Genomic DNA, 17,347 nt, shown 5'->3' on the forward strand with positions numbered 1-17,347 from the left:
CCTGGGGATGGCCTGGTCAGGTCCCGGGCCGGTCGATCGACAATTTCTGGAAGCCCTTGCCGGCCAGTTGCGGCTTCTTGTTCGAGATGATGCGCGAGTTGATGCCCTGCCAGCCGATCTCGCCGGAGAGCCGGCCATACTCGATCTTCGGGCAGCGGTTCATGATCACGGTAAGGCCCTTGGCCTCGGCGCGAGCGGCGGCCGCGTCATTGCGGACGGACAGCTGCATCCAGATCACTTTCGGCAGGGGCGAGAGCGCCAAAGCCTCGTCCGTGATCGGCCCGGCGGCTTCCGAATTGCGGAAGATCTCGACCATGTCGACGGGAACCGGAATCTCCTTCAACGCACCGTAGACCGTCTTGCCGAGCAGCGTCTGGCCGGCAAGGCCGGGATTGACGGGGATGACGTCATAGCCGCGATCGAGCAGATACTTGGTGACGATCCAGCTCGGCCGCGCCTCGTTGGCCGAGGCGCCGACCAGGGCGATGGTTTTCACCTCGCGCAGGATGCGGCGGATTAGCGCATCTTCATAGGCCTCATGATTCAAGGTGCTGAATCCTCACGAGAAATACGCGGCGATCATGCCCCAGCATTTTGGCGCCGAGGGGCTGAACCACAGCTTTGCCACTCTTATCTGATTCAATGGAACACAGGGCGAACAACCCCGGTTGTTCCGTCATGAAAGGAGGGTCTACCATGTGCGACTATAGCCTGCACAATGTGATGTCCACTCCCGCCAAAGTGGGCGACGAACTGACGACCACCAGCTTCCCGAATTCGAGCACGCGCGGGTTCTGCACCTCGGCACAGCCGGAGGTTGCGGTCTGCGTGCTGCCCGGCACGGAGCTGGCGTTCGCGAGCGAGATCGAGTGCGATAGGGTGGTCGGCTTCCTGCCGCATCGCAAGATGGCAGCGACGATGGCCCGCTTCCGTCAGATCGATCTCGACAAGCCCTATGCGCATCACGATGCGCTCGAGCTGCCCGACGGGCAGGTCATTCTGCTGACGAACCTGTCTACGGGACAAAAGGCGACCGTTTTGCAGTTGCCAGCCGTGCCGCAGCCGGAAGAAGAGACCAAGGAGCACCTGCAAACCGAGATGCCGGAGCACTTCCCCGCGATCCTGTGAACAGGCGCCTGATGGATAGCTGCACGCGGCGTGTCACGGTTGTCGCCGCGTGCGGCGCTGATTCCGGCTTGATGGAGAGGGCCCGACTGAGGCTCCTGAGCCGCTAGTTGCCGTTCCAGACCGGCTGGCGTTTCCCCATGAAGGCGCCGATCCCTTCCTCGGCGTCGCGGGCGAGCATGTTCTCGACCATGACCGCCGATGCGTGATCATAGGCTGCGGCGAGGCCCATCTCGCGCTGCTGGTAGAAGGCGCGCTTGCCGACCTTCACCGTGGCAGTCGATTTCGATGCGATCACGCCCGCCAGTCGCAAGGCCTCCGCAAGCGCTACGCCCGCCGGAACGACCCGGTTGACCAGCCCCATCCGGGCCGCCTCCTCGGCCGGGACCATCTCGCCCAGCAGCAGCATCTCCAGCGCATGCTTCCCCGCGAGGTTGCGCGAGAGCGCCACCATCGGCGTCGAGCAGAACAGCCCGATATGGACCCCGGGCGTGCAGAACCGCGCCTGCGCGCCGGCGACGGCGAGATCGCAGGTCGCGACGAGCTGGCAGCCCGCAGCGGTCGCCGTGCCTTCCACCGCTGCAATGACGGGCTGGGGCAGGGCGGTGATTTGCTGCATCATGGCCGAGCAGCGGCCAAGGATATCGGTGAAATAGGCGCGGCCACGGTCTGGATCGGCGCGATGCGCGCTCATCTCCTTGAGGTCGTGACCGGCCGAGAAGACCGGGCCGGCGGCCGTCAGCACGACGGCGCGCACCGTATCGTCTGCCGCAATGGCCCCGAAAGCCTCGCTCAACGCGGCCAGCATCGCTTCGCCAAGCGGATTGCGCGCCTGCGGACGGTTCAGCGTCAGTGTCGCGATGCCGTCCTGGTCTGCGCGCAGCAGGACCGGGGCGGTGCCGGGCTCGATATGGGCATTCATGGCATGGCCTTTCGCATCCGTGGCTATTGTCGGAGCCCAACCGTCATGCTGCAAGGGGAGGAGTTTCCCGCTGGCATCCGGTTTCCCGCACATGACACCCCGCATGACGATCTCAGAGGTGGAGACCTATCTCGATCAGGTCTTCCCGCAACTCCATTATGGCGGGCGCACTCATTTCATCGAAGATGTCGGCCCGCTGACGGCGCGCATGCGCTGCGACTATCACGAGCGGCATTTGCGCCCGGGGGGCACGATCTCCGGTCCGACCATGATGGCGCTGGCTKATCTCGCCCTCTATGTCGCGATCCTCGGCCAGATCGGCCCGGTCGGCCTCGCTGTGACGACGAGCCTCAACTACAATTTCCTGCGCAAGCCGGGGCCGGTGGCGCTGATCGCGGACGCCAGGCTGCTCAAGCTCGGCAAGCGGCTCGCCGTCGGAGAGGTCGCGCTGTTCTCGCAGGGCGACAGCGAGATGGTCTGCCATGCGACCGGCACCTACTCGATTCCGTCGGAGCGCTAGGAGTCGAGCGCTGGTCCTGGCCGCAGAACCGTCTCCGTGGGGGAATCGGAGCGTCGGGAGAAGCGCAGGGAAAGGGATGATCCTGCCGGACCTCGCAGGATCGCTGGAACGGAATGCGGTATCTAAATACCGTTTTTGCCATTGCACTGAAAACAATGCGATTTTTCGCCTTGGACCGTGATCGTGGTGCTTGACAGTACGGCAGCTTGCCCCTATCCACCGCCCCACACCGCCGCCGGCCTTCCGGCKGCTTGTCCTTTTTCAAGCAACCGAAGGGTGCCGCGATGAAGACCGTCTCGCTCAAGCCCGCCGACGTCGAGAAGAAGTGGGTTGTGATCGATGCCTCCGGGCTGGTCGTTGGTCGTCTCGCCTCCGTTGTGGCGATGCGTCTGCGCGGCAAGCACAAGGCCGCCTACACCCCGCATGTCGACTGTGGCGACAACATCATCGTCATCAACGCCGAGAAGGTGGTCCTGACGGGTCGCAAGCGCGACCAGAAGGTCTACTACCATCACACCGGCTTCCCGGGTGGTATCAAGGAGCGTTCCGCCAAGTTCCTGCTCGAAGGCCGCTTCCCTGAGCGCGTCGTCGAGAAGGCTGTCGAGCGCATGCTGCCGCGCGGCCCGCTGTTCCGCCAGATCCTGGGCAACCTGCGCGTCTACAAGGGCGCTGAGCACCCCCACGCCGCCCAGTCGCCGGAGGCGCTCGACGTCGCCGCGCTCAACAGCAAGAATGCGAGGCTCTGATCATGGCTGAGGTTCTTCAGTCTCTCGAGCAGCTCGGCCAGGTCGCCAAGACGGCTCAGCCCGACGCTCCCGTTCACGTCAAGAAGGTCGATGCGCAGGGCCGCGCCTATGCCACCGGCAAGCGCAAGAACGCCATCGCCCGCGTCTGGATCAAGCCGGGCTCCGGCAAGATCACGGTCAACACCCGCGACCAGGAAGTCTACTTCGCTCGTCCGGTGCTGCGCCTGATCCTGCAGCAGCCGCTGATGATCGTCGACCGCATGACCCAGTACGACGTCGTCGTCACGGTCAAGGGCGGCGGTCTCTCCGGCCAGGCCGGCGCTGTGCGCCACGGCATCTCCAAGGCCCTGACCTTCTACGAGCCGGAACTGCGCGGTCCGCTCAAGAAGGAAGGCTTCCTGACCCGCGACTCGCGCGTCGTCGAGCGTAAGAAGTTCGGTAAGGCCAAGGCCCGCCGCAGCTTCCAGTTCTCGAAGCGCTGATCCGGCTCACGCAGTCTGGCTATGCTTACAGGGCGGCTCGCAAGAGCCGCCCTTTTCGTATTGGCTTCAGCTCCGCACCAGCTGGAGTCGCCGCCGATGAGCGCTACCCGTCCCGTTCTTCTCGTTACCGGAGGCAGCCGCGGCATCGGCGCCGCCATCTCAGTCATGGCGGCCGGTCGTGGCTATGATGTCGCCGTCAACTACCAGCGCGACGCGGCCGCGGCCGCAACGGTTGTCGCGGCCTGCAAGGCCGCGGGCGCAAGCGCCGTTGCACTCCAGGGCGACATGTCTGGTGAGGCGGATATCCTGCGCGTCTTCGCCGAGGCGAAGGGGAAGCTCGGGCCCATCGCCCAGGTCGTCAACAATGCAGGCATCACCGGTAAGTCGGGCCCGCTGGCCGAGGCGGACGCAGAGGTCATTCGCAACTGCATCGACGTGAACGTCACCGGCGCGCTGCTGGTCGCGCGTGAAGCGGCACGGGCGCTGCTCGCTCAGCCGGAGCGGAAGGGCAGGGCGATCGTCAACATCTCCTCGGCTGCGGCAACGCTCGGCTCGCCCGGCGAATATGTCTGGTACGCCGCCTCCAAGGGAGCGATTGATACGTTGACGGTTGGTCTGGCGAAGGAGCTTGCTCCAGCCGGCATCCGCGTCAATGCGGTTGCGCCCGGCATTACCGAGACCGAGATCCACGCCCTGTCGACGGGCGAAGCGGGCAGGGTCGAGCGCATCGCGCCGCTCGTTCCCCTGCAGCGGGCGGCGTCTCCGGACGAGATCGCCGAGGCCGTGCTGTTCCTGCTGTCCGAGGCTTCCGCCTATACGACAGGCGTGGTTCTGCGGGTGGCGGGCGGGCGCTGATAGCGCCGGGGCCCTGAACGACAGATTCGGCTGTGACTGCCGCCCGGCGCGGCTGGATCAGGGCAGCGGCCATGCTAAACCGCAGGCTCACGTCTCCGGTTCCAGCCTCCGCCATGCGCATCCTGCTCGTTCTCATTGCTTTCGGAATGATCGCAGTTCCCGCGCTGCTCGCGCTTGCGCGGACGGGGGAGCCGACCGGGCGTCGGGTCGGACGGGCGTTGATCATCTTCCTGACGCCGGCCTTCGCGCTCGGCCTGATCCATGGCGTGCCTGAACTCGATGGCCGCGCCCTGCAGAACCCCATCGCCTGGACCACGTTTCGGCTGGTCCTGACCGGCCTCGCCCTGATCCTGCCCTGGTGCCTCTATGTCTGGCTCACGGGCAGGCGCTGACTTCATTCACGGATTGCTGCCATGACCGAACCCGTCGACACCCCCTCCATCGACCACGCCTTCACCGGCGATCGGCGCGGCCCGGCGCAGGACCCGACCTATGCCGGCGCGCTCTCCTTCATGCGCCGCCGCTACAGCAAGGATGTCGCCGGCTGCGATCTGGTGATCTGGGGCGTGCCCTTCGATCTCGCGGTCTCCAACCGGCCGGGCACGCGCTTTGGACCGCAATCACTGCGCCGCGTCAGTGCGATCTTCGACGGCGATGCCCAGTATCCGTCGCGCATCGACCCGTTCGAGCATCTCTCGGCCGTGGATTACGGCGACTGCTCGCTGCCGCGCAGCGACCTGCTGGGCTGCGCCAAGGCGATCGAGCGCGAATCCGCCGCGATCATCGCCACCGGCGCCCATCTGGTGACGCTCGGCGGCGACCATTTCATCACCCTGCCGCTGCTGCGTGCCCATGTCGCCCGCCATGGCAAGCTGGCGATCGTCCAATTCGATGCGCATCAGGACACCTGGGACGATGGCGTCGGCGCTGTCTCGCATGGCACGTTCATGCTGGAGGCGGTGCGCGAGGGGCTGATCGATGTCGATCGCTCGATCCAGGTCGGCATCCGCACGGTTGCGCCCCGGGATTGCGGCATMCAGGTGCTTGGCGCCTATGAAGCCCATGAGCTCGGCGTCGATGGCGTCGTCGAGCGCATCAAGCAGCGCGTCGGGCAGGGCCCCGCCTATCTCACCTTCGATATCGACGCGCTCGATCCGGCCTTCGCGCCGGGCACGGGCACGCCCGTTGCCGGCGGCTTTACTGCGGCGCAGGCACTGCGCATGGTCTGGGCCATCCGCGATCTCGATTTCCGCGGCATGGACATCGTCGAGATCTCCCCGCCCTATGACCATGCCGACGCGACGGCGATCGCCGGTGCCGCCGTGGCCCAACACTACATCCAGGCGCTGGCGCTGAAGAAGAAGGCCGGTTGAATCGCTGTGCGAGCGGGCTGAATCGACTTACGAGCCGCGTGCACCAAGCGATTCAATCTGTTGGCAAATCTGGCATGACGCAAGCCTTCGCCCCGTCGGGCGAGAGGCTTGCCGTGCCCCGCAGGGCAACGTCGCGTCACATGCCGATTGACAGGGGCGGCGCCCTCCCACATATCAGCGTCATGTTCATGTGCTCGATCCGACGTCGCACCAACCAGGCCGCCCCGGCGCGCCCGCGATGACGCTCGGCTGAACCCCGAATTGTCCGCGAACCGCGCCCGGAGCGCGGTTTTTTTATGCCTGATGCTGACCTATCAATGAGCGCGAGCGCGCTTTCGGAGGCCCTGATGAGCCAGAATCTGAAATCGATCTTCATCGACGGCGAAGCCGGCACCACCGGCCTTGGCATTCGCGACCGGCTGGCAGAGCTGCCGGAGGTCGTCGTGAAGAGCATCGATCCCGACAAGCGCAAGGATCCGGCCGCCCGCAAGGCGATGATGGCCGGGGTTGATCTCGTCGTGCTCTGCCTGCCTGACGAGGCAGCGAAGGAATCGGTGGCGCTCGCCGACGAACTCGGCGCGGACGCTCCCAAGATCGTCGATGCCGCGACTGCCCATCGCGTCGCGCCGGGCTGGGTCTACGGCTTTGCCGAACTCGCCCCCGGCCATGCCGCGGCAATCGCCAATGCCAACCGCGTCTCCAATCCCGGATGCTACCCCACCGGCGGCATCGCCCTGCTGCGGCCGCTGGTCGATGCGGGCCTGCTCGCGCAGGATCATCCGGTGACGGTCAATGCCGTTTCCGGCTATTCCGGCGGCGGCAAGAGCATGATCGAAGCCTATGAGGCGGGCGTCGCCCCGTCCTTCGAGCTCTACGGGCTGGGGCTCAAGCACAAGCACCTGCCGGAGCTGCAGGAATACGCGCGCCTGACCCGGCGGCCGATCTTCGTGCCGTCCGTGGGCAATTTCCGCCAGGGCATGCTCGTCTCGGTACCGCTGCATCTCGACACGCTTCCGGGCAAGCCGAAGGTCGCCGACCTGCACGACGCGCTGGCGGCGCGCTATGCCGGCTCGACCTATGTGAAGGTGGTTCCGGCCGAGGCCGGCGGCAAGCTGGAAGCGGAGTCGCTCAACGACACCAACCAGCTCGAATTGCGGGTCTTCGGCAATGAGGAGCTGCGGCAGGCGGTGCTCGTCGCCAAGCTCGACAATCTCGGCAAGGGCGCCTCGGGCGCTGCGGTCCAGAATATCCGCCTGATGCTCGGGCTCGGCGAAGCTTAGATCATCGAGCCGGATATCGTCCGCAAAGGCGAAAGGCCCGGCCCCAAGCGGGGCCTTCTCCGTTGAGGCAAGGGGAGCAGCGCGGGCAATCCGCTGCGGTCATGACCTATGGTCAGCTGACGGGGTCGTGATGACCCTTTGCCTTGACGTCCCCCAAATGGGGGTAGCCGATATGGGGAGGGATGGCCTCTATCGGGGGATCGGTTGTGCGTAATGTCACGTCGCTGCGGCGACTGGTGGCTTTACGACACGAGACCCGAGACTAGTCCCCGCCGCTTTGGCTGCCTCCATGGCAGCTGTGAGCGACATTATTTGCGGTGTGGGCAACGCCGCCATGGTTGGGTCAAGCAGCCATGGCGGCGTCTTTTTATCTCAGCCCTTGTAGGGGACGAAGTTCTGCTTCTGCGTGCCGAGGCCGTCGATGCCGAGAGCCACGACCTCGCCGCCCTTCAGGAAGCGCGGCGGCTTGAAGCCGAGACCAACGCCGGGCGGAGTGCCGGTGGTGATGACATCACCCGGATCGAGCCGCATGAACTGGCTGATATAGTGCACGAGATAGGCGGCACCGAAGATCATCGTCTTGGTCGAGCCGTTCTGCACGCGCTCGCCATCGACCTCGAGCCACATGCCGAGATTCTGGATATCGGCGATCTCGTCGGGGGTCACCAGCCAGGGGCCGAGCGGGCCGAAGGTCGGGCAGCCCTTGCCCTTGGCCCATTGGCCGCCGCGCTCGGTCTGGAATTCGCGCTCCGAGACGTCGTTGCAGACGCAAAAGCCTGCGATCGCGGCCATGGCGTCCTTCTCGGCGATATAGGAGCCGCCATCGCCGATCACGATCGCAAGCTCGACTTCCCAGTCGGTCTTCTTCGAGTTCTTCGGGATGGTGACGTCGTCATAGGGGCCGACGATGCAGTTCGGCGCCTTGTTGAACAGGATCGGCTCGGCCGGGATCGGCGCGCCGGTCTCAGCCGCATGGTCGGCGAAGTTGAGGCCGACAGCGATGAAATTGCGCACATCGCCGACGCAGGCGCCGATGCGCGGCGTCCCCTGAACCTCGGGGAGCGTTTCGGCATCGAGCGCCTTCAGTGCCGCAAGCGAGGCCGAGGTCAGCGCCTTGCCGGCGATGTCCGGAACCTTGCCTGACAGGTCGCGCAGCACGCCCTTGGAGTCCAGCAGCGCGGGCTTCTCTTGGCCGAAAGCGCCATAACGTACCAGTTTCACGTCGTTTCCCCCGTTTCAATCGATATGATCAAAGGTGCGCGATCCTGTGCGGACGGGGCGCCCGAGGCAAGCGGTTCCTGCGCATGACGCGACTGCACAGGGGGGCCCCGAAACTTGTTGCGGGAATGCAACGGCCGTCGCCAAAGCAAAGGCTTCTGCAACCATTAGACGTAGGCTCGTAGAACTGCCACCTGCGCAAAACTTGTGATAGTTCGCATATAAACGATCTTTTTCACGCGCTGACTTGATCGGCACTGCAGGAATCGGCGGATTTTTAGCCGATTCTGCCTGCTGCGGTGCAAGCACATGGAGAAGCATGGCGAAATTGTGCCGTTCAGGGCGGGATTGCGGCAGAAACGCGAGCGCGGCATGTTCGTCGGCGAAGCGGGTGATTTGCCCGAAAGAACGTCAATCCTAGGGATGGGTACTCGATGAAGAGCATGGTTCGCTACACCGCCGCTGCTACCGTTTCAGTCGCTGCTCTTCTGGTTTCCGGCGTCGCTTCGGCAAGTTCGTTTTCGCTGCGCAGTGGAACGAGTGCCGAGGGCCTCGGCATGGCATTTGCCGGCGCGGCCTCCGGCGGCATCGGCATGGGAGCCATGACCTTCAACCCGGCCACGATCACCATGTTTCCAGGCCGCAACAGCAATTGGAACTTCAGCTACATCGCCCCGAGCGCCAGCTACGATCCGACCTCGCCAACACGGGTGCGGCTGCCTAACGGCGCGATCGTCCCGATCGGCGCCGCTGGAGGAAGCAACCTCGGCACCGGCGAGATCGGCGGCGATGGCGGTTTCGTGCCGGCTTCGTATTCAGCCTGGCAGCTGACCGATCGCCTCTGGATCGGCATGCACACCGGCGTGCCCTTCGGATTGCGCTCGAAACCCGAAAACCAATTCAATGCGTCTCAGATTTACGGCCGCTCGGCGCGCGTCGCGACGATCAACGTTACGCCGACGGTCGGCTACCAGGTGAATGACTGGCTCGCCGTGGGCGCAGCGCTCCAGGTGCAGTATTTCAAGACCAATCTGAAGCAGGCAGCTGGCATCACGGCTACGGCGGCCAACACCATCCTCGAAGGCGACTCGATCGATTTCGGTTACAAGCTCGGCGTGACGCTGACCCCGTGGCAGGGAACCAATATCGGCCTGGCCTACCGCTCGATGATCCATCATTCGCTGGAGGGCACGTTCAAGACCCCGGCCGCGGTCCCGCCGATCCTCGCTGCGGGTTCGAACCCGATCAAGGCGAACCTGAATCTGCCCGATTCGGTCGTATTCGGCCTCTCCCAGGTCATCAACGACCAGTGGCAAGCTCACCTTGGTGTCGAATGGACGAACTGGAGCCGTTTCCGTCGCATTCCCGTGGTCGCCAGCAATTTTGGCGTTCCTTTCACCAGCCTGAACTTCCAGTATGACGACAGCTGGTACTTCGCGGCGGGTCTCGAATACAAATACAACCGCGATCTGACCCTTCGCGCCGGTGTCGGTTACGAGCTTTCGGCCGTGAACGACGAGAACCGCACGGTCTTCATCTCGGATAATGACCGCCTCTGGTTATCGACAGGCTTCAGCTATCAGGTCTCGGATAGGATCAAGTTCGACCTGGGCTATACCTACCTCCACGTCCAGAATGCKAGCGTGAACTATTCCGGAGCGCATCCGCAGCAGGGCGCGGTTCTCTACACGGCCGAGGCCAAGCCGCATGTTCATGTMGTTTCCGCCGGCATCACCTATCGTTGGGACAATCCGCAGGAGACGATCCCGATGCGCCCGGTGGTGCGGAAGAACTGATCGACGTACCCAATTCTGCGAAAAGCCGGCCCTTGGGCCGGCTTTTTTGTGATCCGGAAGGTCATCCGGCTCCGAAGGGGCTCAAACCCTGATCTTGACGTAGCTTCCAGGCGCGTCCTCGAGCGGCGCCAGTGCGCCGTCGCCCGGCTCGCGCGCCGGCAGTGTCTTCGGCGCCTGCGAAGTCAGCCAGCCGAGCCAATGCGGCCACCAGGAACCGGGGTGTTCGACGGCGCCCTTGGCCCAATCGGCGAACACGCCCTCGGGTTTGCCCCCGGTCCAGTACTGGTACTTCACCTTGCCAGGCGGGTTGATCACCCCCGCGATATGGCCGGAGCCCGCCATGACATAGTCGACCGGCCCGCCGAAACATTGCGAGCCGATGAAGACGGACTGGGCCGGAGCAATGTGGTCTTCCTTGGCGGCGAGGTTGTAGACGGGAATCTTCACCGCCTTCAGATCGAGCGTCTTCCCGCCGATCGTCATCTCACCCTTGGAGAGCCGGTTCTCCAGATAGCAGCCGCGCAGATAGAAGGAATGGTTGGCGGCCGGCATGCGCGTCGAATCGGAGTTCCAGTAGAGCAGGTCGAACGCGGTCGGGAGCTTGCCCTTCAGGTAGTTGTTGACGGCATAGGACCAGATCAGGTCGTTCGGCCGCAGCATGTTGAAGGCTCCGGCCATGCGCGCGCCGTCGAGATAGCCGCGCTGGGCCATCTGCTCCTCGACGGCGCGGATCTGATCCTCATCGACGAAGACTGAGAGTTCGCCGGCCTTCGAGAAATCGACCTGCGTCGTGAAGAAGGTCGCGCTCTCGATGCGCTTGTCCCTGGTCGCAGCCATATAGGCGAGGGTGACGCCAAGCAGCGTGCCGCCGACGCAATAGCCGATGGCGGTCACGCGCTTTTCGCCGGTCGCCTGCTCGACCGCGTCAAGGGCCTCGAAGATGCCCTCGCGCATATAGCTCTCGAAATCCTTGGCGGCGTGGCGCTCGTCGGGGTTGACCCAGGAGATGCAGAAGACCGTCAGTCCCTGCGCCACGCACCAGCGGATAAAGCTCTTCTCGGCATTGAGATCGAGAATGTAGAACTTGTTGATCCAGGGCGGCACGATCAGCAGGGGGCGCTTGAAGACCTGCTCGGTCGACGGTGCGTACTGGATCAGCTCCATGATCTCGTTGCGATAGATGACCTTGCCGGGCGTCGTGGCGATATTGACGCCGACCTCAAAGGCACGCCCGTCCGACTGGCGGATCTTGAGTTCGCCGCCTCCGGCTTCGACATCCTCGGCCAGCATCTTCATCCCGCGCACGAGATTCTCGCCGTTCTGCTTGAGCGTCTCGCGCAGGAGTTCGGGATTCGTTGCGACGAAATTCGAGGGCGAAAGCGCGCTGGCGATCTGCTTGACGTAGAAGCGCGCCTTCTCACGGGTATGCGGGTCAAGGTCCTCGGCGCGATCAACCATAGACTCGGCCCAGCGCGAGCCGATCAGATAGGCCTGCTTGACGAAATCGAACATCGGGTGGGCCGACCAGTCCGGATCGGCAAAGCGCGCATCGCGCTTGTCGGGCTCGGCGACCGGAGCTGCTTCCTCGCCGCTGGCCCGCTTCAGGGTCGAAGCCCACAAACTCATGAAGTCGCTGGTCAGCGAAGCTTGTGCCTCGATGATCTTGCGCGGGTCCGTGACCCAGCGTTCTGCGACGCGGCCAATGGTCTTGACCATTTCGCTTACCTCGTCGGCGGCGCCGGTCTTCGCCTCGCCGCGCTCGATCGGCTTCAGATAGGCAGCGGTCACCTTCCCGGCCTCTTCCATGAAGCGCCCCATGTTCTGGGCCAGCAGGTCGAAATCCGGCACAGGCGCTTCGTCCGAGCCAGCGGGACCCTTCGGCTTGTCGTCGGCTGGCGGGCACATGAATCGTCTCCCCTTGCCACGTCTTTTGCGGAAGCCCTTGCTTCCTATTTTGGTCCCATTAAGGACGTAAACGATATGGTGTAAAAAGATAATTCTGCAACGCGCCGGACCTGCTCATGTCACTCAACAATCCTACGACAAGGTTCCTGGCGCTGCTGCTGCTCTGCGCCCCATTTCTTGCCGGCTGTGCGGGGGATGGCGTGAAGGGTGTCGCCGAGGCTGCGGGACTGGCGACCACGCCGCAGGAATCGAAGCCCTTCGTCAAGGAGAGCCGCTCGACGGAGCGGGATTACATCTCGGTCGGCACGTCTGCGACGCGCGCTGCACCGCGCAAGCCCGTGGCGGATTTCAAGACGCTCGAAACCAACCTCGAAGCCAAGCGCCTCTCGAATGAGGCTGCCGGCGAACAAGCCAAGTCCCTCGGCGCGACCGCGCCGCCAGCGCCGGCCGTGGTTCCGACCAACTAATCGGCGATTCGATTAGCCGCCTGTTCTATTGGGCGGAAGTCGACTCGGCTGGCTCGTCCCGTCTGGCTCCTGCAATCTGCCGGGCAGGGCAGCCTTCACCAATCGGTTAGGTTAATTCGAGTTAGTCGGAATCGCGCCATATCCCGGACGGGCCGGCTCGCTAGGGCAGGGGCGTTGCCGTTCCGGAGACCGTGCCCCATGGCGCAAGCGGACCATCGTTCATTCTCCTTCGCCGCAGCCATGCTGATCGCGGGCGCAATGCTGCCCAATTCTGCGCAGGCTCAGACTGTCCCCGTGAAGCCGTATCTCGATTGCACGCTCATTCTCGAGGCGGCATCGGGAAAGACGCTCCACCGCGAAGGAACCTGCGACAAGCGCTTCAGCCCCGCATCGACCTTCAAGGTGCCGCTTGCTGCGATCGGTTACGACGCGGGCATTCTCGAAGACCAGCACAAGCCCCTCTGGGACTATCAACCGCGATTCAACGCGGTGGCGCGGGATCGCAAGCCGGTCGACCCGACGATCTGGGAGGCGGATTCGGTTATCTGGTACTCGCGCGAAATGACCGCCCGGCTCGGGCCCAGGAGCTTCGCAGCCCATGTCGCGAAGCTCGGCTATGGCAACGGCGATGTCTCGGGTGATCGCGGGCAGAACAATGGCCTGACCCATTCCTGGATCTCGTCGTCGCTGACCATCTCGCCAGAGGAGCAGACGGGCTTCCTGAGGCGCCTCCTGTCCGGCTCGCTGCCGGTTTCCGGCAAGGCCCATGAGATGACCAGGGCGATCCTTCCCAGCTTCAGCGCCGGAGACTGGACGGTGAAAGGCAAGACCGGCAGCATCTGGMTTCGGAACGCTGCAGGCGAAATCGATCGGAAGCGGCCTCTCGGCTGGTTCGTCGGCTGGGCCGACAACAAGGACAGGCGCGTCGTCTTCGCGCGCCTGCTGATCGGCGCGGAACGCACGGATGGCATACCCGGCCGGAAGCTCCGCGACGCCTTTCTGAAGGAACTGCCGGTTCTGATGAAGGCCAAATGAGCGGCACGAAGGCTGCGGCCGGAAGGGGCATGCCGCTAGGAGAGGCCCGAGCCGCCCCTGCCACGCTGGCGTCTTTCGTCGAAAATTGCGTCTTACGGCCTGTCCTGACCGAAGATGCGATGCTAAGGGCAGTCAACGCACAATTGTGACGAGCCGGTTCTCGCGGCGCGTCCAGGGACATGTTCGAAATGACCGATTTTCATCGCATCAAACGCCTGCCGCCCTATGTTTTCGAACAGGTCAACAAGATCAAGGCGGCCGAACGAGCCAAGGGCGTCGATATCATCGACCTCGGCATGGGCAATCCCGATCTGCCGGCGCCGAAACATGTCATCGAGAAGCTGGTCGAAACCGCCGGCAAGCCGCGCACGGACCGTTACTCCGCTTCAAAGGGCATTGCCGGCCTGCGCCGCGCCCAGGCGCATTATTACGCGCGCCGTTTTGGCGTGAAGCTGAACCCCGACACCCAGGTGGTCGCGACACTGGGCTCGAAGGAAGGCTTCGCCAATATGGCGCAGGCGATCACCGGCCCCGGCGACGTCGTGCTCGTGCCGAATCCGAGCTATCCGATTCATGCCTTCGGCTTCCTGATGGCAGGCGGTGTCATCCGCTCCGTTCCCGCAGAGCCGACTCCGGCCTTCTTCCCCGCCTTGGAGCGGGCGATGATCCACTCGGTGCCGAAGCCGATCGCACTCGTGACCTGCTATCCGGCGAACCCGACCGCCTATACCGCCTCGCTCGATTTCTACCGCGACCTCGTCGCCTTCGCGAAGAAGCACGAGCTGATTCTGCTGTCCGATCTCGCCTATGCCGAGGTCTATTTCGACGAGAACGACCCGCCGCCCTCGATGTTGCAGGTGCCGGGCGCCATGGACGTCACGGTCGAGTTCACGTCGATGTCGAAGACCTTCTCGATGGCCGGCTGGCGCATGGGCTTTGCCGTTGGCAACGAGCGCCTGCTCGCGGCGCTGGCGCGGGTCAAGTCCTATCTCGACTACGGCGCCTATACGCCGATCCAAGTTGCCGCAGCCGCCGCCCTGAATGGCCCGGACGATTGCATCCGCGAAATGCGCGAGATCTATCGCAAGCGGCGCGACGCGCTTGTCGAAAGCTTCGGCAAGGCCGGCTGGGACTTCCCCGCACCGCAGGCCTCGATGTTCGCCTGGGTGGCGATCCCGGAGAAGTTCCGCCATCTCGGCTCGCTCGAGTTCTCGAAGCTGCTGATCGAGAAGGCGGAGGTCGCCGTCGCGCCCGGCATTGGCTTTGGCGAACATGGCGACGATTTCGTCCGCATCGCCATCGTCGAGAACGAGCAGCGCATCCGGCAGGCGGCCCGGAATATCGGCCGCTTCCTCAAGGGCGCGGATCAAACGCTTCACAACGTCATCCAGATATCCAAAGCTGGGTAAGCTGAGCTAAGACGAGTGCGCGATGGCCGGCGCAGACGCGCCGCCATCGGTCTTGCAGTTGAGGGCAGGGGCTCGGCATGTTCAGCAAAGGCCGTTTGATCGGCATCGGTTTTGGCCTGTTCGCGCTGGTCTGCCTCGTCGTCACCTATGATTACTCGCGCGGACGCAACACGCAGACGAACTCGCCGCTGGTGTCCGATATTCTCACCGCGACTCGCTCCAACGAATGCGGCCGGGACGCGACGGAGATTGCCGCGCGCTATTTCCCCCTGGGGCTGGAACAGGCCGAAGCCGAACAGCGCCTGGGCACGATCAGCATTGTGCCGCCTGCCGCCTGGTTCTGGCGCCCCGTAGTCGAGAACGCGACGACCTGGACCGGACCGACGCTGGAAGCGCTGCACACCATCAAGACCACGGCCTTCGGCAATCAGCTGCTGCGGCTGCATCTGACCTTTGCCGATGGCAAGCTGAAACGGCTCGCAGCCGAGGTCGTCTGCCGGTTCGACTGACCAGCGACCCAAGCCCGCACCAGCCTCCAGCCGTTTGATATCCGTTTCGCAGTCACGCGCTCCAGCGTACGGTTCTTCAGCCTGGATACGCGCTGAATGACCGGATGCGGCTCGATCCAGCCCCAGATCGAACGTCCTGTCTTACAGGAGCGCGCCATGGCATCGACCGACGAGCTCGAAGGGCGAATCAGCGCACATGTTGTGTCCGCCGTGAGTCCTTGATCGCTTCCCGTTCCTGAGCTGAGAAACTGCGCGCGTCGCGCCAGGCTTCGTACCGAACCGCGCATCCGCTCCGTTGACTCGCCCGTTGTCGCGTGCGACCCCGACGGCATGACGACGCTCGCTTCCTCACCCGGTCCTGCTCCCTTGCGCGTTGGTGTCGCCGGCCTTGGCACGGTCGGCGCTTCGGTGCTGCGCATCCTCAACCGCCAGGAAAACGCCATTGCGGCCCGCTGCGGCCGCGCCGTGCGTGTGACGGCCGTTTCGGCCCGCGACCGAACCCGTGATCGCGGCATCGATCTCACCGGCTACACCTGGTTCGACGATCCGGTCGAGCTGGCGCGCTCGTCGCAGATCGATTGCTTCGTCGAACTCGTCGGCGGTTCGGACGGCGTCGCCAAGGCTGCGGTCGAGGCCGCTCTGTCCTCCGGCAAATCGGTGGTGACGGCGAACAAGGCGCTGCTTGCGCATCACGGCGTCGCGCTTGCCGCGCTGGCTGAAGAGAAGGGCGTGGCGCTTGCGTTCGAAGCCTCCTCCGCCGGCGGTATTCCGGTGGTCAAGACGCTGCGCGAGGCGCTCTCCGGGAACAATGTTTCGCGGCTCTATGGCATCCTCAACGGCACCTGCAATTACATCCTCTCGCGCATGGAGCTGGAGGGGCTGACCTTCGAGGCCTGCCTCAAGGATGCCCAGCGTCTCGGTTATGCCGAGGCCGACCCGACCTTCGATGTCGAGGGTTACGACACAGCCCATAAGCTCGCCATTCTGACCAGCCTCGCATTCGGGGTGAAGATCGACGCCGAAGCGATTCATGTGGAAGGCATTTCCTCGATCGCGCCGCTCGATCTGAAGATGGCCGACGAGCTCGGCTACCGCATCAAGCTGCTCGGTGTCGCCGAGCGCACTCGCACCGGAATCGAACAGCGCGTGCACCCGACAATGGTGCCGAAATCCTCCGCCATCGCGCAGGTCATGGGCGTTACCAATGCGGTGACGATCGATGCCGACGCGGTCCGTGAACTGACCCTGGTCGGTCCCGGTGCCGGTGGCGATCCCACGGCGTCTGCCGTCGTCGCCGATATCACCGATGTCGCGAGCGGCACCTCGGGCTTGCCCTTCGGCCTTCCGGTCTCGCGGCTCGAGCAGCCGGCGCGCACGCCGATGCAGCGTCATGAGGGCGGCTATTACATCCGCCTCGCGGTTGCGGATCGGCCGGGTGCCGCCGCAGCCATCGCCACCCGCATGGCGCAGGCCGATATCTCGCTCGAGAGCATCGTCCAGCATCGTTCGGAAGCCGCCGCCACCCGGGACCCGACGGGGCGTTCCGGAGCGCCGGTGCCGGTCGTACTCATCACCTACGCCACCAGCGAGTCGGCGATCCGCGACGCGCTCGAAAAGGTCACCGCCGACGGTCACATTGCTGAACCGCCGCAGGTGATAAGGATTGAACGGGAATAGGCCTTCGGCGCCTGCGTGTCCGACCTGC

General features: G+C 64.4%; 18 protein-coding genes. 14 read left to right on the forward strand and 4 right to left on the reverse strand.

What is annotated here, in order from left to right; translation table 11 throughout:
• Positions 1–16 precede the first annotated feature (16 nt).
• Positions 17–547 carry a CoA-binding protein gene (locus tag AC1DIO_RS16740; protein WP_476776357.1) on the reverse strand — a complete coding sequence of 177 codons (531 nt, stop codon included), beginning with the start codon at positions 545–547 and terminating at the stop codon, positions 17–19.
• A gap of 149 nt (positions 548–696) precedes the next feature.
• Between AC1DIO_RS16740 and AC1DIO_RS16745 the strand changes: the two genes are divergently transcribed.
• Positions 697–1,128, forward strand: a complete 432-nt coding sequence (locus AC1DIO_RS16745) for a hypothetical protein (protein ID WP_441508359.1) — start codon at positions 697–699, stop codon at positions 1,126–1,128.
• Between the two features lie 103 nt (positions 1,129–1,231).
• On the opposite strand, the gene AC1DIO_RS16750 is transcribed toward AC1DIO_RS16745, so the two are convergent.
• On the reverse strand, positions 1,232–2,047 hold the full coding sequence (locus AC1DIO_RS16750; RefSeq protein ID WP_476776358.1) for an enoyl-CoA hydratase: 816 nt from the start codon (positions 2,045–2,047) through the stop codon (positions 1,232–1,234).
• A gap of 103 nt (positions 2,048–2,150) precedes the next feature.
• On the opposite strand from AC1DIO_RS16750, the gene AC1DIO_RS16755 reads away from it, so the two are divergent.
• From AC1DIO_RS16755 to argC, 7 genes are all read left to right on the forward strand, one after another.
• Positions 2,151–2,567 carry a PaaI family thioesterase gene (locus AC1DIO_RS16755; RefSeq protein ID WP_476853717.1) on the forward strand — a complete coding sequence of 139 codons (417 nt, stop codon included), beginning with the start codon at positions 2,151–2,153 and terminating at the stop codon, positions 2,565–2,567.
• Between the two features lie 284 nt (positions 2,568–2,851).
• Positions 2,852–3,313, forward strand: a complete 462-nt coding sequence (gene rplM / locus AC1DIO_RS16760) for a 50S ribosomal protein L13 (protein WP_113516586.1) — start codon at positions 2,852–2,854, stop codon at positions 3,311–3,313.
• A gap of 2 nt (positions 3,314–3,315) precedes the next feature.
• Positions 3,316–3,795, forward strand: a complete 480-nt coding sequence (gene rpsI / locus AC1DIO_RS16765) for a 30S ribosomal protein S9 (RefSeq protein ID WP_043232079.1) — start codon at positions 3,316–3,318, stop codon at positions 3,793–3,795.
• 96 nt (positions 3,796–3,891) lie between these two features.
• Positions 3,892–4,650 (forward strand): SDR family oxidoreductase, encoded by a 759-nt coding sequence (locus tag AC1DIO_RS16770; RefSeq protein ID WP_476770805.1) that lies wholly within the window; start codon positions 3,892–3,894, stop codon positions 4,648–4,650.
• A 146-nt stretch (positions 4,651–4,796) separates the two neighbouring features.
• Complete coding sequence (locus tag AC1DIO_RS16775; protein ID WP_476770804.1) at positions 4,797–5,042, forward strand: hypothetical protein; 246 nt, start codon at positions 4,797–4,799, stop codon at positions 5,040–5,042.
• A gap of 21 nt (positions 5,043–5,063) precedes the next feature.
• Entirely contained in the window at positions 5,064–6,023 is a 960-nt protein-coding gene (gene speB / locus AC1DIO_RS16780) for an agmatinase (RefSeq protein ID WP_476776359.1), read from the forward strand.
• Between the two features lie 347 nt (positions 6,024–6,370).
• Positions 6,371–7,303, forward strand: a complete 933-nt coding sequence (gene argC, locus AC1DIO_RS16785; RefSeq protein ID WP_476770802.1) for an N-acetyl-gamma-glutamyl-phosphate reductase — start codon at positions 6,371–6,373, stop codon at positions 7,301–7,303.
• A gap of 372 nt (positions 7,304–7,675) precedes the next feature.
• Here argC and AC1DIO_RS16790 read toward each other — a convergent pair whose 3' ends face one another.
• On the reverse strand, positions 7,676–8,524 hold the full coding sequence (locus AC1DIO_RS16790) for a fumarylacetoacetate hydrolase family protein (RefSeq protein WP_441508362.1): 849 nt from the start codon (positions 8,522–8,524) through the stop codon (positions 7,676–7,678).
• A 431-nt stretch (positions 8,525–8,955) separates the two neighbouring features.
• On the opposite strand from AC1DIO_RS16790, the gene AC1DIO_RS16795 reads away from it, so the two are divergent.
• Positions 8,956–10,317 carry an OmpP1/FadL family transporter gene (locus AC1DIO_RS16795; protein WP_441490928.1) on the forward strand — a complete coding sequence of 454 codons (1,362 nt, stop codon included), beginning with the start codon at positions 8,956–8,958 and terminating at the stop codon, positions 10,315–10,317.
• A gap of 81 nt (positions 10,318–10,398) precedes the next feature.
• Here the strand turns inward: AC1DIO_RS16795 and phaC are convergent, their stop codons facing one another.
• Positions 10,399–12,222, reverse strand: a complete 1,824-nt coding sequence (gene phaC, locus AC1DIO_RS16800; RefSeq protein ID WP_441490927.1) for a class I poly(R)-hydroxyalkanoic acid synthase — start codon at positions 12,220–12,222, stop codon at positions 10,399–10,401.
• Between the two features lie 116 nt (positions 12,223–12,338).
• On the opposite strand from phaC, the gene AC1DIO_RS16805 reads away from it, so the two are divergent.
• The 5 genes from AC1DIO_RS16805 (at position 12,339) to AC1DIO_RS16825 (ending at position 17,319) form a co-directional block, all read left to right on the forward strand.
• Positions 12,339–12,689 (forward strand): hypothetical protein, encoded by a 351-nt coding sequence (locus AC1DIO_RS16805; RefSeq protein ID WP_441490926.1) that lies wholly within the window; start codon positions 12,339–12,341, stop codon positions 12,687–12,689.
• 198 nt (positions 12,690–12,887) lie between these two features.
• Complete coding sequence (gene blaOXA, locus AC1DIO_RS16810; RefSeq protein ID WP_476853718.1) at positions 12,888–13,724, forward strand: class D beta-lactamase; 837 nt, start codon at positions 12,888–12,890, stop codon at positions 13,722–13,724.
• A gap of 188 nt (positions 13,725–13,912) precedes the next feature.
• Positions 13,913–15,133 (forward strand): LL-diaminopimelate aminotransferase, encoded by a 1,221-nt coding sequence (locus tag AC1DIO_RS16815; RefSeq protein WP_441490925.1) that lies wholly within the window; start codon positions 13,913–13,915, stop codon positions 15,131–15,133.
• A 77-nt stretch (positions 15,134–15,210) separates the two neighbouring features.
• Positions 15,211–15,642 carry a hypothetical protein gene (locus AC1DIO_RS16820; protein WP_476770311.1) on the forward strand — a complete coding sequence of 144 codons (432 nt, stop codon included), beginning with the start codon at positions 15,211–15,213 and terminating at the stop codon, positions 15,640–15,642.
• 330 nt (positions 15,643–15,972) lie between these two features.
• Positions 15,973–17,319 (forward strand): homoserine dehydrogenase, encoded by a 1,347-nt coding sequence (locus AC1DIO_RS16825; protein ID WP_441508366.1) that lies wholly within the window; start codon positions 15,973–15,975, stop codon positions 17,317–17,319.
• Positions 17,320–17,347: the final 28 nt, after the last annotated feature.

The organism is Allobosea sp. 05T439, assembly GCF_056396005.1.